We start from the raw sequence: 20,590 nt of genomic DNA on the forward strand, positions 1-20,590 counted from the left end.
CATGACCCGCATCCTGCGCCTGATCGTGCTCCTGCTGCTGTCGGCTGCGCCGCCGGCCTTCGCGCAGCAGGCCCTGCATCTCGATGCGATCGACAACGGCCTGCTGATCCTCAGCTACCACGACATCCGCGATCAGGTCGCAGCCAAGGGGGATGCCGATACCTATGCGGTGAGCACGCAGAACTTCGCCGCCCATCTGGACTGGCTGGGGGCACACGGTTACCACCCGGTGTCGCTGTCGCAGGTGATCGACGCCTCCCGGGGACGCGCCACGCTGCCACCGAAACCGGTACTGCTGACCTTCGATGACGGCCTGCGCAGCGTCTACGACAAGGCCTTCCCGTTGCTGCAGGCTTACCGCTATCCGGCGCTGGTGGCGGTGATCACCGACTACGTGGACATGGCACCTGGCCGCACCATCGACTATGGCTACCGGCCGTTCGGCCGCGACGACTTCATCACCTGGGCACAGCTGAAGCAGATGCACGACAGCGGCCTGATCGAAGTGGCCAGCCATACCGACGACCTGCACCACGGGGTGCTCGCCAACCCACAGGGGAACTCCACCCCGGCTGTCGTGACCCGCGTTTACAACCCCGCCACGCGCAGCTATGAAAGCGAGGCGCAGTACGCGCAACGCCTGCGCGCCGATCTCTCGCGCAGCGTGCAGCGCATCGAGCAGCATCTGGGCGTGCGCCCGCGCGCCATCGTATGGCCATACGCGGCCTACAACCAGTTGAGCAACGACATCGCCGAGCAGCTGGGCATGCCGGTGTCCTTCGATCTGGAGGGCCGCAGCACGCCGGTGGCCAGCGACCTGCATGGCCTGGCGCGCTTCCTGGTCAGCGACAACCCGACCGTGGAAGGGCTGGCCTACGAGCTGCGCCGCGACGTCGCGCTCGATGGCATCCGTGCCCTGCAGATCGACCTGGATGATGTCTACGACCCCGAGCCCGCACAGCAGGCGCGCAATCTGGATGCACTGATCGAGCGGGTCAAGCGCATCGCACCGACGCACGTCTACCTGCAGGCGTTCGCCGACCCGGACGGCAACAACACCGCCGATGCACTGTACTTCCCCAACCGCCACATGCCGATGCGCGCGGACCTGTTCAGTCGCGTCGCCTGGCAGCTGAAATCGCGTGCGGGGGTGAAGGTCTACGCATGGCTGCCGGTACTCGGCTTCGAGCTGCCCGACCCGGTGCAGCGCAAGGCGCTGGCGATCCGCAACGGCGATGCCGATGGCATGTACCGGCTGGACTTCACCAATCCCCAGGCGCGCCAGGTCATGCTCGACCTCTACGAGGATCTGGCGGTCAACTCCTACTTTGAGGGCCTGCTGTTCCATGACGATGGGTACCTGCGCGATACCGAGCTGCCCACGCTGGCGGCCGGCGATGGGGGCAGCGCACGCACGCAGGCGTTGATCGACTTCACCCTGGCGCTGCGCAACAGCGCGCAGCGCTGGCGGCCGAAGCTGGCCACGGTGCGCAACCTGTACGCGGAGCCGGTGCTGCGCCCGCAGAGCGAAGCCTGGTTCGCGCAGCGCCTGGACCTGTTCAACAAGGCCTACGACCAGACCGCACTGATGGCGATGCCGTGGATGGAAGGCAGCAAGCATCCGGAGCGCTGGCTCGACCAGCTGCTGGCCGCGGTGCGTGCACATGACCCACAGCTGCAGCACACCCTGTTCGAACTGCAGACCGTCGATTGGCGCAGCGGGCAACCGATTCCCGCCGAGCGACTGCGCGCGCAGATCCGCCAGCTGCAGGCGCAGGGCGTGCACCACTTCGCCTGGTACCCGGACGACTTCATCGCCGACCAGCCCTCCACCCGCGATGCCCGCGCGGCAATGTCCGCCGGCAACTTCCCGTACCCGGAGAAGTGACATGGACATGCATCCGTTGCTGCAGGTCCTGTTCCAGTTCGCCTTCTACTACCCGATGGTGATGGCATTCTTCTGGATGTCGGGCGGCCTGTATTACTACTTCCGGCGCGAACGCCATTCGCGCCCACGCAACGACCCGCCGCTGATGGTCGATCCACCGTTCGCGAGCCTGCTGATTCCCTGCCACAACGAGTCGGCAAACCTCGACGACACACTCGGCGCGGCGCTGGCCCAGCGCTACCCGGCCGACTATGAGGTGATCGCCATCGACGACGGCAGCAGCGACGACACGGGTGCGCGGCTGGACGCCCTGGCGGCAAAGCACCCACGGCTGCGCGTGCTGCACCTGGACCGCAACCTCGGCAAGGCCAATGCGCTGCGCATGGGGGCGCTCGCCGCACGCTCGGAATACCTGGTGTGCATCGACGGCGACGCGATGCTGGAAGAACACGCGCTGCACTGGATGATCTGGCACCTGGTCAGCGGCAACCGGGTCGGCGCGGTCACCGGCAACCCGCGCATCCGCAACCGCTCCACCCTGCTCGGACGCCTGCAGGTGGCCGAGTTCTCCTCGATCATCGGCATGATCAAGCGCGCGCAGCGGGTGTACGGGCGCATCTTCACCATCTCCGGCGTGATCGCCGGCTTCCGCCGCACCGCCCTGCACCAGGTCGGCTGGTGGTCCGATGACATGGTGACCGAAGACATCGACATCAGCTGGCGCCTGCAGCGCGCGCACTGGGACATCCGCTACGAACCCAACGCACTATGCTTCATCCTGATGCCGGAAACCCTGAAGGGACTGTGGCGGCAGCGGCTGCGCTGGGCCCAGGGCGGCGTGGAGGTGATGCTGCGCCACGCCCGCTCGCTGCTGCACTGGAAGGAGCGGCGCATGTGGGGCGTACTGCTGGAGTACGTGCTCAGCGTGATCTGGGCCTACACCATGTTGTTCATCGTGGTGCTGTGGGCGCTGGGCAAGTTCATCGAACTGCCCCCGCAACTGCATATCGCCAGCCTGCTGCCGGAGTGGCATGGCGTGATCCTGGCCCTGGTCTGCCTGCTGCAGTTCGCCAGCAGCCTGATCATCGACCGTCGTTACGAAACACAGATTGGACGCAACTACTTCTGGGTCATCTGGTACCCGATGGCGTACTGGTTGATCAGCCTTTCCACCACCCTGGTGGCGTTGCCGAAAACCCTGCTGCGCCGTCGCAGCAAGCGCGCCACCTGGACCAGTCCCGATCGGGGGATCCGATGAACGCACAACGCCCGTCCAACCGCTTCGACTCGCGGATGATCCGCAAGCCGCATCGCCAACCACGCTTCCAGCGCACCGCCTGGGGCTTCGTCACCCTCGCGTTCTGGGGGTTCTACTTCTACCTGTGGGCCCCACTGGTCACCCTGGTGTCGTGGCTGGTCGGCGGCCAGCTGGCCTGGCAGCAGCTGTACGAACGGCAAAGCCAGTTCGACCCCTATGTGCTGGTGGCGTTGCCGCTGATGCTGCTGTGCGCCAGCGTACTGCTGATCGGCTGGGCCGAGTACAACCGCGCGCGCTTCCGTGGCCACGAGCGGCGCCTGCCACGGCCGCTGGCCAGCCTCAACGAAGTGGCCGCCGACCTGGGGGCCAGCACCGGCCTGGCCGAACGCCTGCTGGGCTGCAAGGCCGCCACGCTGCACATGGACGACCACGCGCGGCCGATCGGCATCCGCCGCGAGGTGGTGTAACTCGATTGCCCTGGGTGCCGACCCTGGTCGGCACTTGCTTTGGTAGATGCCGACCTTGGTCGGCGTTCTCTCTGGTGGGTGCCGACCTTGGTCGGCACCGGGGTCTACCGCGAAGAGCATCCACGCATGGCGTGGATCTACTTGCGGGTCTGCCCTTCACCGCGCACGACGAATCGCTCGACGGTGAGTGCCTCCAGCCCCATCGGGCCGTACGCGTGCAGGCGCGTGGTGGAGATGCCGATCTCGCTGCCCAGGCCCAGCTGGCCGCCGTCGGAGAAACGCGAGGACGCATTGACCATCACCACCGCCGAGCGCAGCGCAGTGACGAAGCGCTCGGCGTTGCCCGCGTCTTCGGTGGCGATCACTTCAGTATGGTCGGAGGTGTAGGCACGGATGTGCGCAATGGCAGCGTCGAGATCGTCAACGACGCGTACCGCCAGCACCAGATCAAGGAACTCGGCGGCATAGTCGTCTTCAGTGGCCAACATGCTGCCCGGCAGCAGCGGCTGCGCCTGCGCATCGGCGCGCAGCTGCACGCCGCGCTCGCCGAGCGCCTGCGCCACGCGCGGCAGGAACGCTTCGGCCACCTCGCGGTGCACCAGCAGCGTTTCCAGCGAGTTGCAGGCTGCAGGGCGGCTGCACTTGCCATCCACCAGCAGATCAATGGCCTTGCCGAGGTCGGCGCTGGCATCCACGAACAGATGGCACACGCCCTTGTAATGCTTGATCACCGGCACCCGCGCATGCTCGGCGACGAAGCGGATCAGGCCTTCGCCGCCACGCGGAATGGCCAGGTCGATCAGCTCATGCAACTGCAGCAGTTCCAGCATCGCTTCGCGGCGCAGGTCGGTCAGCACGGCCACCGCAGCCGGCGGTACGCCGTTGGCCTTCAATGCGCCGGACAGCGCCTGGGCGATGGCGGTGTTGGAATGGATCGCCTCGGAACCACCGCGCAGGATCACGCCATTGCCGGCCTTCAGGCACAGCGCGGCCGCTTCGGCGGTCACGTTCGGGCGGGCTTCGTAGATCATCGCGATCACGCCCAGCGGCACGCGCACCTTCTGCACCCGGATGCCGTTTGGACGCACATCGTCGCGGGTGACCTGGCCGACCGGATCGGGCAACGCAGCGACCTCACGCACGGCTTCGGCCATCGCGAACAGGCGTGCCGGGTCCAGCGCCAGGCGGTCGAGCATGGCACTGCCAACGCCCTTGTCGCGCGCTGCGGCGAGGTCACGTGCATTACCGGCCAGGATCAGCCCGGCATTCACTTCCAGCGCCTGTGCCATCGCCAGCAGCAGCGTGCGGCGGGCCGCACTGTCGAGGCCGGCAACGATCTGGGCCGCGTCACGGCAGGCACGCGCCTGCGCTTCGATTTCGCTCATCGGGGTGTCCTTCAAACCGGTCATGGCAGCACCAGATCGTCGCGATGGACGACACTGCCACCGTAGTTGTAGCCCAGCACGGCCTCGATGTCGCGCGAATGGCGACCGGCGATCCGGCGCACATCATCGGCGGCGTATTGACTGACACCGCGGGCGATGCAGACACGGCCCTGTGGTGCATTCCAGCACACCTGCACCATATCGCCACGCCGGAACGCGCCCTCCGCACCGGTGATGCCACCGGGCAGCAACGAGGCGCCCTTCTCGCGCATGGCCTGTGCCGCACCGGCATCGATCACGATCGCGCCTTCGGTCAGCGGTGCATGCCGCAGCCAGTGCTTGCGGGCCGCCTCGCGGCTGCGCGCGGCGTGGATGCGGGTGCCGAACAGGCGGTCCTTCGCCAGTGCACGCACCACGTCGCTGCTGCGGCCGTTGAAAAGGTAGGTCTCGATGCCGAGACGACCCGCCTTGGCCGCCGCCTCAAGCTTGGTCCGCATGCCGCCGGTACCGGCGCGCGACCCTGCGCCGCCGGCCATCGCCAGCACCTCGTCACTCAGTTCCGGCACGTCGTGCAGTGGCCGCGCATCGGCCACGGTGCGCGGGTCCGCGCTGTACAGGCCGTCGATGTCGGTGGCAATGAACAGTGCATCGGCATCGACCAGCGCGGCCACGGTGGCGGCCAGGTTGTCGTTGTCGCCGAGCTTGAGTTCGTCCACCGACACGGTGTCGTTCTCGTTGACCACCGGCAACGCGCCCAGCCGCAGCAACTCATTGAGCGTGGCGCGTGCGTTGAGGTAGCGGCGGCGGTTGCGCAGGTCGTCGTGGGTCAGCAGCACCTGCGCCACGGGGCGCTCGAAGAAGCGCTGCCAGAGCCCGATCAGCTGCGCCTGGCCGAGCGCGGCCAGGGCCTGCCGCGCCGCCATCGCCGCACCGGGTTCATCGGCCCGCGGCAGGATCGCGCGCCCGGCAGCGACCGCGCCGGAAGACACGATCACCACCTCACGCCCGGCCAGTACATTGGCCGACACGAACTGTGCCAGGCCCAGCGCGTGGCGAGGTGACAGGCCGCCGCCATCGGCGGCCAGCAGGCTGCTGCCGACTTTCAGCACCGCACGCCGCCACGGCGGCAGCGCTTGTTCGGGGAACGGCGAGGCGACGTGGGCAGCGTGCTGGATCATCGGTCAGGCTCTCAGCGGGTGTTCCATTCGTGCACGGTCAGCGCGGAGGCCTGCATCGTCACCAGCGGATCGGTGGCGACGATGGCCTGCGCCTGCGCCAGGCTGTCCACGTTGCACAGCACATAGGCGCCACCGCTGCCGTCGGCAAAACCGCCGGTCAGCTGCAGCTTGCCCTGTGCCTGCAACGCATCGAGAAAGTCACGGTGCGGCTGCACGGCGGCGGCGTTGAAATCGGGCCGGCGCATGGCCAGCACCAGGTAGACGGTGCCGGCCATCAGGACAGCGCCTGCCAGCGCGCGTGCAGTTCGTCCAGGCGCAGGTCGGCGGCCGAACCCGGCGATACGCGTGCGGCCAGGCTGCCTTCCGGGGTACGCCCCTGCCCTGCGCTGTCGGCACCGGCGGCAGCAGCCTTGTAGGCCTCGCGGAACGGCACGCCGGCCACCGCCGCTTCCACCGCCACGTCGGTGGCGTACATGCCCGAGTCGATTGCCGCGCGAACCTTGTCGTCGCGCCATTCCAGGTTGGCCAGCAGCGCCGGCAGCAGTTCCAGCGCCGACAGGCCGCGACCGAAGCCGTGGAAGATGGCGCCCTTGGACGACTGCAGGTCGCGGTGATAGCCCGACGGCAGCGACAGCAGCTGCTCGATCTCGGTACGCGCGGCGGCGACGCTGGCGTGGGTCGCGCGCATCAGCTCGATCACGTCCGGATTGCGCTTGTTGGGCATGATCGAACTGCCGGTGGTGTACTGCGCCGGCAGCGCGACGAAGCCGAACTCGGCGCTGGTGAACAGCGACAGGTCCCAGGCAATGCGGCGCAGGTCCAGCGTGGCGCCGCCCAGCGCTTCCAGCGCGGCCAGTTCGAACTTGCCGCGCGACAGCTGCGCGTAGATCGGCGAGATCTGCATGCGGGCGAAACCGAGCGCGGCCGTGGTGTGCTCACGGTCCAGCGGCAGGTTCACACCGTAGCCGGCAGCCGTGCCAAGCGGATTGGCGTCGACCAGCGCATGGGTGTCGCGCGCGCGGATGGCGTTGTCGATGAAGGCCTCGGCCCAGCCGGCCCACCACATGCCGGCCGAGGACACCACGGCACGCTGGATGTGGGTGTAGCCAGGGATCGGCAGATCCTTCTCGGCCTGCGCACGGTCCAGCGCGACCTTGGCAACCTCGGCGCTGAGCTGGGCCACACGCTGCAGCTTCTCCTTCAGCCAGAGGCGGGTGGCGACCAGGATCTGGTCATTGCGGCTGCGGCCGGTGTGGATCTTGCGGCCGGCATCGCCGAGGCGTTCGGTCAAGCGCGCTTCGATCGCCGAATGACCATCTTCGTACTGCGTGTCCAGCACGAAGCGGCCTTCGCGGAAGTCCTGCGCCAGCACGTCGAGCTCGCGCAGCAGGCCGGCCAGTTCATCGGCGCTGAGGATGCCGATGTGCTGCAGGCCCTGTGCATGCGCGGCGCTGGCGGCGATGTCGTGCAGGAAGAATTCGCGATCGAGGATCACGTCATCGCCGGCGAGGAAGGTCTGGATCTGGGCGTCGACGGCGACGCCGGGCTTCTGCCAAAGAAGGTCTGCCATGGGGGCTCCGGAATACGTGTTCAGTGCGGGATCGACGTCAGTTCGTCGATGCCCAGCGCGAGGTTGAGGTTCTGCATGGCCTGGCTGGCCGCGCCCTTGAGCAGGTTGTCCAGGGTCGCCACCACCACCACCCGCTTGCCGCCCGGGGCCAGGGTGAAGCCACCGACCTGCGCACCGTGGCGGCCGGCGATGTGGCTGACCCACGGCGCTTCATCCACTACCTCGATCAGCGGTTCGCCCGCATAGGCCTGCTGGAAGCGCTCGACGATCTGTTCGCGGGTCTGCACGCGGTTCAGCCACAGGTTGGCGGTGAGCGTGATGCCGCGGAAATGCGGCGCGACATGCGGCATGAATTCAACCGCCACGCCCAGCTGGACCGACACTTCACGCTCGTGCACGTGGTTGGTCAGCGCATACGGCATCAGGTTGTCGGCGAGCAGTTCGACGTTGTTCTTGTCCGACGGCGTGGTGCCGGCGCCGGAATAGCCGGACACACCGAAGCACTGCGGCGGACCGGCCAGCAGGTCCAGCAGCGGATGCACCGCCAGCTGCATCGCCGTGGCATAGCAGCCCGGGTTGCTGATGTGCTTCTGGCCGTTGTAGCGGCCTCGGGTCAGCTCCGGCAGGCCGTAGTACCAGCTGTTGTCGAAGCGGTAGTCGGCCGACAGGTCGACGATGACGGTGTCCGGCTTCGCCGCTTCCAGTGCGGCCACGAACGGTGCGGCCAGGCCGTTGGGCAGGGCCAGGATCACCGCGTCCACGCCCTTGGCGGCCACCGCGTCGGCGTCCAGATTCTCGTACTGCAGCTCGCCCTGGAACTCCGGATGGTGGTCGGACAGGCGCTGCCCGGCGCGTTCGCGCGAGGACACGAAGGCCAGCTTCAGCCGCGGGTGTGCGGCCACCAGCTTGATCAGCTCGGCGCCGGTATGGCCACGGGCGCCGACGATGCCCAGGGTGAAAGTCGAATCGTTCATGCGTGGCTGTCCAGGCGGTACTGCAGGTGGCGCTTCACGCCCTGCCATTCCGTATCGATGATGGAGAAGATGACGGTGTCGCGCGGCGTGCCGTCGGCGTGCCGCTTGTGGTTGCGCAGCACGCCGTCCTGCTTGGCGCCGAGGCGGGCGATGGCGGTGCGCGAGGTGAAGTTGAACCAGCTGGTTTCCAGCACCAGGCTGATGCAGCCCATGGTTTCGAAGGCGTGCTGCAGCAGCAACAGCTTGGTTTCGGTGTTTACGCCGGTACGCTGCACGCGCGGTGCATACCAGGTGTAACCCAGGCTGAGCTTGGGCACGCCGGCATCCAGGTCGTAGAAGCGGGTGGTACCCACGATGTCACCCGCCACATCGAGGATCACGAACGGCAGCACCTTGCCTTCTGCCTGTGCCTGCAGCGCGGCCTGCACATAGTGCTCGACCCGCTCCGGCGAAGGCACCTGGGTGTACCAGAGCTGGTCCAGGCCGCTGCCCTCCACGGCGGCGCGCAGGCCAGGCACATGCTCGGGCTGCAGCGGCTGCAGTGTCACGTGCTGGCCGCGCAGGGTGGGAATCGTAGTCCAGTGATCGGAATGGTCCATCATTCAGCCCTGCAGGCTCGGTGCGCGCTGGGCGCAGTGGTCGACATAGGTGCTGATCCGGTCGATGCCATCGGCGCCGTACCAGAACACCTTCCAATGGCCCTGCTTGTAGCAGCCATCGGATTCAGCATAGTAGAAGTGATTGATCGGGTTGCCATTGCGCGAACGCCAGAACAGCTGCGGCGTTTCATCCCGCATCACGTTCCACACCGCGCGGCCGAGGCCTTCACCCTGTGCATCATCGAGCACGGCGAACTTGTCCAGGTACACGCCCTCGGCTTCGTCGGTGAGGATCACCGCGGTGCGGTAGTTCTCGCTGACATAGGCGCGCAGCAGCTTGGTCTTCTGGAAATAGTCAGGCACCAGCGTGCGGCCGAAGCTGGATTCGATCAGGCCCTTCAGCCGTGGCAGGTCCAGCTCGTTCCACGCGGTGGCGCGCAGCACCTTCTCGCCCTTGCGCACCAGCGTGCCCGAGCCCTTGTGGGTGAACAGTTCCTTGGCCAGGTCAGCCGGGCGCGTGATGGACACCGACGATTCCAGCGGCAGGCGGTCGAGCAGATCCTTGATCTGTTCGATCTTCACCTTCATGCCACCGTGGATCCACGGCTGCGCGATCAGGTGGTCGTACTCGGTGGACAGGTTGATCGAATCGATCACGCTGCCCTGCTCGTCCAGCAGGCCGCCGGTGCCGGTCAGGAAAATGATCTTGTACGGCTGCAGCTCCTGCACCAGCTCGTTGGCGGCGAAGTCGGCGTTGACGTTGAGGATCTGGCCACCGACGGTTTCGCCCAGGCTGGTGATGACCGGGATCGAGCCGGCGCGCAGGCTGGCTTCGATCGGCGCCAGGTTGACCTTCTTCACCTCGCCAACCAGGCCGTAGGTGTCCACGTCCAGGTACTCCGCTTCGAACACGCCGCCGGTGATCGAGGTGGCGCGCGCACCGTTCTGCTGCAGCGCTTCGACCAGGCGCAGGTTGGACTGCTGGAACACCCGGCGCACGATCGCCAACGCTTCCGGCGAGGTCACGCGCAGGCCGTTGACGGTCTGCTTCTCAATGCCGGCTGCGGACAGCTCGGCATCCAGCTGCGGGCCGGCGCCGTGCAGCACGATCGGGGTCAGGCCGACTTCCTGCAGGAACGACAGCGAAGAGGTCAGCGCGTCGAGGTCGTCGCGCAGCACCGCGCCGCCGACCTTGACCACGGCAAAGCGCTTGGCGTCCAGCTGCGAGAAGCGCTTGAGGTACTGGCTGATCTCCTTCGCGCTGGCCATGCTGGAAAGCAGGCGCACGATGGTCTGGCGGGTCTGGCGGTGGGGCTGGAGGGCAGGAGACATTTCGGTTTCGTCACAGGCGGCGGTCGCCGCGTTGCAGTTCCACCCGGCCAGGGCCGGGCGGCGTTGTAGAGTCGATCAGGCGCCGGCGGCGATGATGCGGTGCACGGCGTCGGTGTAGCGCTGCAGCTGCTCCAGCGTCACGAACTCATCGGCGGTGTGGGCCTGGGCGATGTCACCCGGGCCGAACACCAGCGTGGTGTAGCCGCCGGCCGAGAACAGCGAGGCCTCTGTCCAGAAGTCCACCGCGTTGCCGATCGGCAGTTCCAGCGCATCGGCCACGTCGCGTGCCAGCAGGCGGCGGTTCTCGGCCTCGGCGATGTCACCGGCCGGCAGGCTGGGGCCACGGAAGGTTTCGGTGAACAGTGCGGCTTCCGGTTCGGCAAAACCGGCGAAGGTCGCCAGCAGGCCATCGATGTCCATCGACGGCAGCGGACGGAACCCGAACCGCACTTCGGCGGCCGGTGCAATCATGTTGGCCTTGATGCCACCTTCGACGCGACCGATGTTGAAGCGCAGGCCGGTGAGGCCGCCGAAGCGCGCCGAGGCCAGCGATTCCACATGGTCCAGCGCACGGTTGCCCCAGCGCATGGCCTGATGCAGTGCGCTGGCGGCCGCATCCTGCTTGCCCGAGGCATGCCCGGCGCGACCGGAGAACTGCATCAGCACCGAGCTGATGCCTCGGTGCGCCAGCACCGCTTCGCTCATGGTCGGCTCCGCCACCAGCACCGCTTCATATGGCAGGCCACGGGCCAGGAACGCGGCGATGCAGCGCGGATCGTTGGCTTCTTCGTCGCTGGAGAACAGGAACGCGGCATCGCCATCACTGGCGTTGGCCGCGGCCACCAGTGCAGCGGCGGCGCCCTTGATGTCACACACGCCCAGGCCGATCACACGATCTTCCAGGCGGCGCATCACGTGCGGGTCGGCACTCCAGTGCGGCGAATCCGGCACGGTATCCAGATGCACGTTGAACAGGTACTTCGGCGTACCACGCACGGCGTACAGGCTGACCGCACCGGCACCGTGGTCGATCACCTCGACGTTGAAGCCGGGCAGGTTCGCGCGCAGGTAATCGAAGATGCCACCGGTGGTGATCGCACGCGGCGGGTTGCGGGTGTCGAAGGACACCAGGGCCTGCAGGTGATCGAGCGTCTGTTCAAGCATGAATCAACAATCCTGTGGAATTCCGCCGGGCATGGCCCAGCGCTACCGGAGCGCATCTGGAGGAGAGCCCCCTTCTTGTTGAAGGGGGCGCGCCAACGGCGCAGGGTTAAGGTGAAATGCGCGGGCTCGTGCTCAAGTCAACCACGGTTGACTTGAGCAAAGAGCGTCGAGCTCATGCCGAACAGCTTGATGAAGCCCTCGGCCTCCTCCACGCCCCAGTCGGCCGACTGCGCGTAGGTGGCGCCCTTGGTGTTGAGCAGGTGCGGCGACTTCACCGCCACTGCATCGACGCGGCCGCCGCGGGTTTCCAGCACCACTTCGCCGTTGACCTTGGCCTGCGAGGACTTCAGGAAGGCCTCGATGTCGGTCTTCAGCGGGTCGTGGTAGAAGCCTTCGTAGACCAGCTCCACCCACTTGCGCGCCACGTCCGGCTTGAAGCGGTTCTGCTGCTTGGTCAGCACGGCATCTTCCAGCGCGCGGTGCGCGGCCAGCAGCGACACCAGGCCCGGGGCCTCGAACACGATGCGACCCTTCAGGCCGATCACGGTGTCGCCGGTGTAGACACCGCGGCCAACGCCGTACGGGGCGAACAGCTTGTTGAGCTGGGCCAGGATCTGGTCGCCCGGCAACGCCTTACCGTTCAGTTCGACGGCTTCGCCCTCGACGAACTTCAGGGTCACGTTCAGCGCCTGCTCCGGCCACTCGCTGCGCGGTGCGCACCAGCCACGGGCGCCCTCGCCCGGCGCTTCCCAACGGTCGATCTCGCCGCCGGACATGGTCAGGCCCAGCAGGTTCTCGTTGATGGTGTAGGCCTGCTGCTTGGCGCGCACGCCGAAGCCGCGCTCTTCCAGGTACTTCTGCTCGTAGGCGCGGGTCTGGGTGTGTTCCTTCTGGATCTCGCGGATCGGCGCGATGATCTGGTAGTCACCCAGGGCCTTCACCGCCAGGTCGAAGCGGACCTGATCGTTGCCCATGCCAGTGCAGCCGTGGGCGATGATGTTGGTGCCCAGTTCGGCGGCACGCTTCAGCGCGGCATCGACGATCAGGTAGCGGTCCGAGACCAGCAGCGGGTACTGGCCCTGGTAGCCCTCACCGGCCCACACGAACGGCTTGACGAAGCCTTCCCAGATGGCCGGGCCACCGTTGACGGTGACGTGGCTGGTCACGCCCAGCTCGGCGGCGCGCTTCTCGATGAAATCACGCTCTTCATCATCCACGCCGCCGGTATCGGCGAACACGGTGTGCACGTTGTAGCCGCGCTCCTGCAGGTACGGCACGCAGAAGCTGGTATCCAGGCCGCCGGAGAAGGCGAGAACGACGTCTTTGTTGCTCATGGGGATCAGGTCCACTTGGGGGATGGGAATTCGGTAGAGCCGACCGCTGGTCGGCTGAAATGTTGGATGCGCCGCTGCGGGAGCAGCCGACCAACGGTCGGATCTACCCCTTGCTTGATTCAGCGCCCGGCAACCGCGGCCATGATCGCCTTCTGCACGTGCAGGCGGTTTTCGGCTTCGTTGATGGCGATGCACTGCGGCGAATCCATCACCGCGTCGGTGGCCTTCACGTTGCGGCGCAGCGGCAGGCAGTGGCTGAACACACCGTTGTTGGTCAGCGCCATCTTCCGCTCGTCCACGATGAAGTGCTTGAACTGGTCGCGGATCGGCTTTTCCGGTTCCCAGTTGCCGAAGAACGGCAGCGCGCCCCAGCTCTTGGCGTAGACCACGTCGGCACCGGCGTAGGCGCTGTCGATGTCATGGCTGATCTTCAGCGAGCCGCCGCTCTCGGCCACGTTCTGCTCGGCCCAGCCCATGTAGCGGTCGTCGAGGATGTAGTCGGCGGTCGGGCACAGCAGGGTCACGTCCATGCCCATGCGGGTGGCGATGGTCAGCGCCGAATTGGCGACTGCGGTGTTCAGCGGCTTGGGGTGGTAGGTCCAGGTCAGCACGTACTTCTTGCCGCGCAGGTCCTGGGTGCCGAAGTGCTCCTGCAGGGCCATGATGTGGGCCAGCTCCTGGCACGGGTGGGTGATGGTCTCCATGTTGATGACCGGCACCGGCGAGTACTTGGCGAAGCTGTTGAGGACGATGTCCTGGCGGTCGTAGGCCCAGTCGATGAACTTGGGGAACGCACGCACGGCGATGATGTCGCAGTAACGGCCCAGCACCTTGGCCACTTCAGCGATGTGCTCTTCGGTATCGCCGTCCATCACCGTGCCGAGGTTGAACTCGATCGGCCACGCATCCTTGCCCGGCTGCAGCACCACCGCGTGGGCACCCAGCTGGAACGCACCCAGTTCAAAGCTGGTGCGGGTGCGCATGGACGGATTGAAGAACACCAGCGCGATCGACTTGCCCTTGAGCTGGTCGCCGAGCTTGTTGCGCTTGAACAGCGCGGCCTGGGTCAGCAGCGCGTCGAGCTCGCTGCGGCTCCAGTCCTGGGTGTTCAGGAAGTGCTTGGGGGACATCATCTTTCCTTGCGTGGCGGCGCCGGGTTCGACGCGGTGGAAGGGAAAACAGGAAGCAAAGGTGGAACGAAAAGGTTGCAGTTGCAGCTTTCATGACGCGGAAACGAAAAAACCCAGCCGGCGGGCTGGGTTTTTTTCGGACGAACAGCAAAAAGCTCCGGTTACCCAGCGAGGATGTGGGGTTCCGGTCGACGCGCACGCGAGGTCATGCCCGACGCCTGTCGGGCTGCGCTGCTGTCGTGCTGGAAGTCGGTGAGCTTCATGGTCATCCATCTTTGCATGCGGCCGGGGCCGACGCAAGGGGCCGGGGTCGCAGAATCAGGGATTGCCGGCGGCGCCCTGCTCGGGGCCGACCCAGGGGGTGATCGACACCCGGATCTTGAGCCGGTTGCCGGGATCTTCCGGCAGCCGCGAGCGGTACTTGGTGCCCTTGTAGACGTAGTCCACGTCGTAGGCGATGGGCCGGCGGAATTCACGTCCCACCGGCACGATGCGACAGTCGCGGGTCAGCATCGGACCATTGTTGGCCGGTGCCGGCGCCGGGGCCGGTGACTCGGCGGCGGTGTCCTCGGAGACCTCTTCATCGCTGCGCTTGAACATCGAGCGTACCGAGTCCCAGAAGCGGCTGATCCGGCCCTTGTCCTCGACCGGCTCCTCACCAGTGACATTGACCGGCGCCAGGGTCCGGGTCGAGACCGGCTCGCAGTGTTCTTCGGTACGGGTCGCGCGCAGGGTCTGGAACACGGGTTCGACGTTCAGTACCTGCGCGTAGTCGAACTTCACGTTCTCCACGATCACCACCCGGTTGCGGGGCTCGGCCTCCTGCGCCTGGGCCACGGCGGCCAGCGCCGACAGGCAGGCCAGGGTCAGCAACGCGGTGGATTTCATTGGCGAAGGGAGCAAGGACACGGCAATAGTGTAGGCAGTGGCGAGCGCAAGGGGCTGAACATTACCCGTCCACGCTGCTCCTGCCCACCCCACCCTGGTTGGACCCGGCGTCCACCGGTGGCAGGCGGTGCCCCCAAAGGGGGCCGACACGTTCTAAAATCACAGGCTTGTCCCCCAGCCACAGCCCCATGACCCTGCGCCTGCACAACAACCTGACTCGCCAGCTCGAACCGTTCACCCCGCTCGACCCGGCCTGTCCGACCCTGTATGTGTGCGGCCCGACGGTCTACAACTACGTGCACATCGGCAACGCCCGTGGCCCAGTGGTGTTCGGAGTGCTGGCCGATCTGCTGCGGCGCCGTTTCGGTGGCCTGCGCTACGCGCGCAACATCACCGACGTGGACGACAAGATCAACAACGCCGCGCGTGAGCAGGGCGTGCCGATCAGCACCATCACCGACAGGTTCGCCGCCGCCTACCGTGAAGACATGGCCGCGCTGGGCGTGGTGCCGCCGGACATCGAGCCCGAAGTAACCGCGCACATTCCGCAGATCATCACCATGATCGAGCAGCTGATCGCCAACGGGCATGCCTACGCCGCCGAAGGCCACGTGCTGTTCGCGGTGGCCAGCTTCGAAGGCTATGGCAAGCTCTCGCGCCGCGACCCGGAAGAGATGCTGGCCGGCGCCCGCGTCGACGTGGCCCCGTACAAGCGCGACCCGGGCGATTTCGTGCTGTGGAAGCCGTCCAGCGACGACCTCCCTGGCTGGGAGTCTCCCTGGGGCCGTGGCCGCCCGGGCTGGCATATCGAATGCTCGGCGATGGCCGCCGCCCACCTGGGCGAGACCATCGACATCCATGCCGGCGGCGTCGACCTGCAGTTCCCGCACCACGAGAACGAGCTTGCGCAGAGCGAATGCGCCCACGGCGGCAAGATCTTCGCCCGCTTCTGGCTGCACAACGGCATGCTCAACTTCGGCGGCGCCAAGATGAGCAAGTCGCTGGGCAACATCGAACGCGTGCACGATCTGGTCCGCCAGCACCCGCCGGAAGCGCTGCGCCTGGCCCTGCTGTCGGCCCACTACCGGCAGCCGCTGGACTGGTCCGATGGCCTCATCGAGCAGTCGGTGCGCACCCTGGACCGCCTGTACGGCACGCTGCGCGAGCTGGCGTCGGTCGAGGCGGTCGTGGCGATCCCGGCCACGGTCGAGGCAACCCTGGATGACGACCTGAACACCCCGCAGGCACTGGCCGAAGTGGCCCGCATCGCCGCCGATGCACGCCGGGCCACCGACCCGGCCGAACAGGCGCGCCTGAAGGGCGAACTGCTCGGTGCCGGCCTGGCCCTGGGCCTGCTGCAGGCCGATCCAGCGCAGTGGTTCGGCACCGCGGCCAGCGATGATGGCGAAGATGCCCGCATCCAGGGCCTGATCGACGAGCGTGCCGCCGCCAAGCAGGCACGCGATTTCGCCCGTTCCGATGCCATCCGCGACCAGCTGGCCGCCGAAGGCATCGTGCTGGAAGACACCCCGCAGGGCGTGCGCTGGTCACGCAAGCGCGGCTGACCCACCCTGCCCCGTGGCCGGTCCGCCGGCCACGCTCCACTGTAGAGACTGTTGTGACCGACTCTCCGTTCCCGCTTGAACCCACCGCCGCCGAGGCCCAGACCGCCATCGCCGAGGAATTCGGCTTCTTCGGCGACTGGTCCGAGCGCTACCAGTACCTGATCGACCTCGGCCGTAAGCTGCCCGCCTTCCCGGACGAATGGAAGACCGAAGAGCACCGCCTGCTCGGCTGCCAGTCGATGGTCTGGATCGTGCCGGAAGGCAATGCGCAGTCGCTGCGCTTCCACGCCATCAGTGATTCGGCCATCGTTTCCGGCCTGATCTTCCTGGCCCTGCGCGTGTACTCCGGGCGCTCGGCGCAGGAGATCCTGGCCACCGAACCGAGCTACATCCAGGACATCGGCCTGGCCCGCCACCTCTCGCCCACCCGCAGCAACGGCGTGGCGGCGATGCTGGCCTTCATCCGCGAGACCGCGCAGGCCCAGCTGCAGCGCGACCCGTCGTGAGCGAACCCGCCACGGCCGAAGACACCGCGCTGGGGCTGCTGTCCCGGCCCGGTTTCGCCAAGCTGCTGGCCTACCGCATCTTCGCGATGCTGTCCTACCAGGTGGTCGCGGTCACCGTCGGCTGGCACATCTACGAAGTCACCCGCAATCCGTTCTCGCTGGGCCTGGTTGGCCTGGCCGAGGTGCTGCCGTTCTTCTGCGTCGCACCGTTCGCCGGTTATCTGGTCGACCACCTGCCGCGCCGCCGGCTCGGCATGGTCGCTTGCTCCGGGTTGATCGCCACCGCGCTGGTGTTGACCGGCGTGGCCAAGGGCTGGCTGCCGTTCGAAGGCGTGTGGCCGATCTATGCGGCCATTGCGCTGACCGGCATGGTCCGCGCCTTCCTGTCGCCGATCTACAACGCCCTGTTCGCCCGCGTGCTGGCCCGTGACCAGTTCGCACGTGGCGCTGGCCTCGGCGCCGTGGTGTTCCAGGCCGGCATGGTGGCCGGTCCGGCATTGGGCGGCGTGCTGGTCGGCTTCGGCGGCAAGGGCCTGTCCTACGCGGTGGCCACGGGCTTCGCGCTGGTGGCGATGGCCTGCCTGGCCACGCTGAAGGTGGAAGAACCGGTGCATACCGGTCCGGCCGCCCCGATCTTCAAGAGCATCGCTGAAGGCGCGCGCTTCGTGGTCGGCAACCGGATCATGGTCGGGGCGATGGCGCTGGACATGTTCTCGGTGCTGCTGGGCGGCGTGGTGGCGATGCTGCCGGCGTTCCTGCACGAGATCCTGCACCACGGTCCGGAAGGCCTGGGCATCCTGCGCGCAATGCCGGCGCTGGGCTCGGTCTGCGTTGGCCTGTGGCTGGCGCGCCACCCGCTGCACCGCAATGCCGGCCGCGTGCTGCTGTTCGCGGTGGCCGGCTTCGGCCTGTGCGTGATCAGCTTCGGGCTGTCGCAGCACTTCTGGCTGTCCGCGCTGATCCTGCTGTTCTATGGGGCCTTCGACGGCGTGTCGGTGGTGATCCGCTCGACCATCCTGCAGCTGGCCACGCCGGAAGAGATGCGCGGACGGGTGTCGTCGATCAACGGCATCTTCATCAGTTCGTCCAACGAACTGGGCGCGTTCTATGCCGGCACGATGGCAAAGCTGCTCGGCCTGGTGCCAGCGGTGGTGCTGGGCGGGTTCGCGGTGCTGAGCGTGGCCGGGATCACGGCGTGGAAGAACCCGACGTTGCGGAAGCTGAATCTTCGCGACCTGCAATAGAGCGGATTTCCGCGCGCCCACGCGCCGGTAGCGCCGGGCCATGCCCGGCGGGCTCTTTCCGTGACCGCGGTGGGGTGTCACTTTTCTTTTCGCGCGAAAAGAAAAGTAACCAAAAGAAGCGCGCCGCCATCCGCGAGCCGGCGCTGCGCACCGGTGCCCTGTGCTCCTCGGTGAATCAGGGGACGGCGCCGAACTCGCTGCGCTCAAACAGCGGCGCCTCTTCGCCCCTGATTCCCCTGCGGTGCTCGGCTCGCTACAAGGCGGACCCAACAGCCGCGAGCGCACGCATGACCGCCCTTGGTAGAGCCAAGCCATGCTTGGCTGCTTTTGCTTTTGCTTTTGCTTTTGCTTTTGCTTTTGCTCTTCCTTGCCCTCCGTTTTCGGCCCGAGCCGGGCATGAGCTCGGCTTTACAGCAACCGCGCACGCAGGAAACCGTAGAGAGCCTGCGGGTGGGGCCGGGCAGGACCGTCCGCGGCATGGATGCCGCGGCCGAGCTTACCGGGATGTACTTGCAGCGTGTCCTGCCCGGCCCCACCCGCAGGCTCCCTCCGATACCCGGAAGGCGCCGTTCTACAAAGCCAACCACACCCAACAAAAAACCCGGCCGAGGCCGGGTTTTTCGCATGACCATACAACGATCGGGAATCAGTCGCCCTGCTGCTTCTGCAGGTGCTCCCAGCGCTCCTGGGCGTCGATGGTGCGTTCGGCGGTGAGGCGCGCTTCCAGGCGCTCCAGGCCGATTTCTTCGCCGGTGTCGACGCAGTAACCGTAGTCGCCGGCTTCCAGGCGCTTCAGGGTGCTGTCGATCTTGCCGATCAGCTTGCGGTAGCGGTCACGGGTACGCAGTTCCAGCGAGTTTTCGGTCTCGCGGGTCGCGCGCTCGGCTTCGTCGCCGATGTCACGCACTTCCTCGCGCAGGTTCTCGATGGTCTGCTTGGACTCTTCCACCAGGTCCGCGCGCCAGTTCTGCAGGCGCTGACGGAAATACTCCTGCTGCAGCGGGCTCATGTATTCCTCTTCCGAGGACGGCTTGTAGCCAACCGGCAGGATCGGGCGGCCGGTGGCCTCGTCGGTCTTGTACTCGACCACCTTGTACTTGCTGCGCGGGGCCGGTGCCGCCGAGCGGGCGGCGACGGCCACGGCAACCTTGCCGACAGGGCGCGACACGGTCTTCGGGGCGGAATCGGATTTCACGGCGGTTTTGGCAGGCGATTTCGAAACGGGCACGGGATTCTTGGATTGCGGGGCCTTCGAAGCAGCAGGAGCGGCGGCCGGGGCCGGCTTGGGGGCCGGTTGGGCTGCTGCCACTGCCACGGTCTTGGCCGGGACAGGCTTGGCCGGAGCCGGCTTGGGGGCAGGCTTCGGTGCGGACTTCACTACGGGGGCCGGGGTCGGCTTTGCGGCCGGCGCGGCAACATTCTTGGTGACTTTCTTTACAGCGGCAGGCGTGGCCACCGGTTTAGCCGCAGCAACCTTCTTCGCTGCAGGTTTGGCGACCGGCTTGGCCGCAGCCTTCTTCACCACCGCCTTCGGCGCCGGCTTGGCTGCTGCCTTCTTCGCCACCGGGTTGGCGGCGGCCTTCTTCACCGGCGCGGCCTTGCTGGCGGCTTTCTTCACCACCGGCGCCTTCTTGCTGGCAGCGGCAGGCTTGGCCTTGGCGGGCGCAGCAGCCTTCTTCGCCACCGGCTTGGTTGCCTTGACCGGCGTTTTCTTTGCGGTGGCCTTCCTGGCCGCCGGTTGCGAGGACGCTGCCTTGGTCGCCGGCTTGCTGGCCGGTTTCTTGGCAACGGGCTTTGCCGCCAACTTCTTCACAACAGGCTTGGCGGTTTTCTTGGCGGCCGTTGCGGCCTTCTTTGCAGTTTTTTTAGCAGCCACGAAACGCTCTTCCTTGGATTCCCCGGGGCCCGGGAAAGCGGGCCTTTATAGCCTACCCGACCCGCAGCAGCAACCTCGACCCCCTGCTCCATTCAGTCCTGGAGTCAAGGCGCCCTTGGAGGCAGTCCGACGAACACGGACCGCCTTGCGCGGTACGGAACCTGGCCAGCACCCGAAGGTACTGGTACCGGTCGCAGGCCATCGGCGACATGCGACCAACGGCCCATCCTGC

At 66.9% G+C, this 20,590-nt stretch carries 18 protein-coding genes; 6 read left to right on the top strand and 12 right to left on the bottom strand.

Going from position 1 to position 20,590, the window contains the following annotated elements:
- The first annotated feature begins 1 nt into the window (after position 1).
- The 3 genes from pgaB to pgaD are packed head-to-tail and all read left to right on the top strand — an operon-like array spanning position 2 to position 3,613.
- Positions 2-1,888 (top strand): poly-beta-1,6-N-acetyl-D-glucosamine N-deacetylase PgaB, encoded by a 1,887-nt coding sequence (gene pgaB, locus ACZK2R_RS15340; protein ID WP_032129408.1) that lies wholly within the window; start codon positions 2-4, stop codon positions 1,886-1,888.
- Position 1,889: 1 nt separating this feature from the next.
- Positions 1,890-3,146 (top strand): poly-beta-1,6-N-acetyl-D-glucosamine synthase, encoded by a 1,257-nt coding sequence (gene pgaC, locus ACZK2R_RS15345; protein WP_010486660.1) that lies wholly within the window; start codon positions 1,890-1,892, stop codon positions 3,144-3,146.
- On the top strand, positions 3,143-3,613 hold the full coding sequence (pgaD, locus tag ACZK2R_RS15350; protein ID WP_125894458.1) for a poly-beta-1,6-N-acetyl-D-glucosamine biosynthesis protein PgaD: 471 nt from the start codon (positions 3,143-3,145) through the stop codon (positions 3,611-3,613). The genes pgaC and pgaD overlap by 4 nt, the downstream gene beginning before the upstream one ends.
- 137 nt (positions 3,614-3,750) lie before the next feature.
- On the opposite strand, the gene ACZK2R_RS15355 is transcribed toward pgaD, so the two are convergent.
- The 11 genes from ACZK2R_RS15355 to ACZK2R_RS15405 form a co-directional block, all read right to left on the bottom strand.
- The gene (locus tag ACZK2R_RS15355) at positions 3,751-5,022 is read right to left on the bottom strand and encodes a glutamate-5-semialdehyde dehydrogenase (RefSeq protein ID WP_125894460.1); all 1,272 of its coding nucleotides are present in this window, start codon (positions 5,020-5,022) and stop codon (positions 3,751-3,753) included.
- Positions 5,019-6,176 (bottom strand): glutamate 5-kinase, encoded by a 1,158-nt coding sequence (proB, locus tag ACZK2R_RS15360; RefSeq protein WP_125894462.1) that lies wholly within the window; start codon positions 6,174-6,176, stop codon positions 5,019-5,021. The genes ACZK2R_RS15355 and proB overlap by 4 nt, the downstream gene beginning before the upstream one ends.
- A gap of 11 nt (positions 6,177-6,187) precedes the next feature.
- Entirely contained in the window at positions 6,188-6,451 is a 264-nt protein-coding gene (locus ACZK2R_RS15365) for a YciI family protein (protein ID WP_032129404.1), read from the bottom strand.
- Positions 6,451-7,746, bottom strand: coding sequence for an argininosuccinate lyase (argH, locus tag ACZK2R_RS15370; RefSeq protein WP_049461415.1), 1,296 nt, complete (start codon positions 7,744-7,746; stop codon positions 6,451-6,453). The genes ACZK2R_RS15365 and argH overlap by 1 nt, the downstream gene beginning before the upstream one ends.
- A gap of 20 nt (positions 7,747-7,766) precedes the next feature.
- Positions 7,767-8,720 carry an N-acetyl-gamma-glutamyl-phosphate reductase gene (gene argC / locus ACZK2R_RS15375; protein WP_125894464.1) on the bottom strand — a complete coding sequence of 318 codons (954 nt, stop codon included), beginning with the start codon at positions 8,718-8,720 and terminating at the stop codon, positions 7,767-7,769.
- Complete coding sequence (locus ACZK2R_RS15380) at positions 8,717-9,319, bottom strand: GNAT family N-acetyltransferase (RefSeq protein ID WP_125894466.1); 603 nt, start codon at positions 9,317-9,319, stop codon at positions 8,717-8,719. The genes argC and ACZK2R_RS15380 overlap by 4 nt, the downstream gene beginning before the upstream one ends.
- Before the next feature lie 3 nt (positions 9,320-9,322).
- On the bottom strand, positions 9,323-10,651 hold the full coding sequence (locus tag ACZK2R_RS15385; protein ID WP_125894468.1) for an acetylglutamate kinase: 1,329 nt from the start codon (positions 10,649-10,651) through the stop codon (positions 9,323-9,325).
- Positions 10,652-10,726: 75 nt separating this feature from the next.
- On the bottom strand, positions 10,727-11,815 hold the full coding sequence (locus ACZK2R_RS15390) for an acetylornithine deacetylase (RefSeq protein ID WP_125894470.1): 1,089 nt from the start codon (positions 11,813-11,815) through the stop codon (positions 10,727-10,729).
- 137 nt (positions 11,816-11,952) lie between these two features.
- Positions 11,953-13,149, bottom strand: a complete 1,197-nt coding sequence (locus ACZK2R_RS15395; RefSeq protein WP_125894472.1) for an argininosuccinate synthase — start codon at positions 13,147-13,149, stop codon at positions 11,953-11,955.
- Between the two features lie 119 nt (positions 13,150-13,268).
- The gene (locus tag ACZK2R_RS15400) at positions 13,269-14,279 is read right to left on the bottom strand and encodes an N-acetylornithine carbamoyltransferase (RefSeq protein WP_032129398.1); all 1,011 of its coding nucleotides are present in this window, start codon (positions 14,277-14,279) and stop codon (positions 13,269-13,271) included.
- A gap of 318 nt (positions 14,280-14,597) precedes the next feature.
- Positions 14,598-15,167: a glycine zipper 2TM domain-containing protein gene (locus ACZK2R_RS15405; protein WP_032129397.1), complete on the bottom strand. Its 570-nt coding sequence runs from the start codon at positions 15,165-15,167 to the stop codon at positions 14,598-14,600.
- 188 nt (positions 15,168-15,355) lie between these two features.
- On the opposite strand from ACZK2R_RS15405, the gene cysS reads away from it, so the two are divergent.
- From cysS to ACZK2R_RS15420, 3 genes are read left to right on the top strand one after another with little or no spacing between them, the layout of a single operon-like run.
- Positions 15,356-16,732 (top strand): cysteine--tRNA ligase, encoded by a 1,377-nt coding sequence (gene cysS, locus ACZK2R_RS15410; protein ID WP_032129396.1) that lies wholly within the window; start codon positions 15,356-15,358, stop codon positions 16,730-16,732.
- A 53-nt stretch (positions 16,733-16,785) separates the two neighbouring features.
- Positions 16,786-17,238 carry a SufE family protein gene (locus ACZK2R_RS15415; protein ID WP_049423936.1) on the top strand — a complete coding sequence of 151 codons (453 nt, stop codon included), beginning with the start codon at positions 16,786-16,788 and terminating at the stop codon, positions 17,236-17,238.
- On the top strand, positions 17,235-18,482 hold the full coding sequence (locus ACZK2R_RS15420) for an MFS transporter (RefSeq protein WP_032129395.1): 1,248 nt from the start codon (positions 17,235-17,237) through the stop codon (positions 18,480-18,482). The genes ACZK2R_RS15415 and ACZK2R_RS15420 overlap by 4 nt, the downstream gene beginning before the upstream one ends.
- A 646-nt stretch (positions 18,483-19,128) precedes the next feature.
- On the opposite strand, the gene dksA is transcribed toward ACZK2R_RS15420, so the two are convergent.
- The gene (dksA, locus tag ACZK2R_RS15425; RefSeq protein ID WP_180836677.1) at positions 19,129-20,358 is read right to left on the bottom strand and encodes an RNA polymerase-binding protein DksA; all 1,230 of its coding nucleotides are present in this window, start codon (positions 20,356-20,358) and stop codon (positions 19,129-19,131) included.
- Positions 20,359-20,590: the final 232 nt, after the last annotated feature.

The sequence above is a fragment of the Stenotrophomonas sp. 96582_Sma genome, from assembly GCF_056480905.1.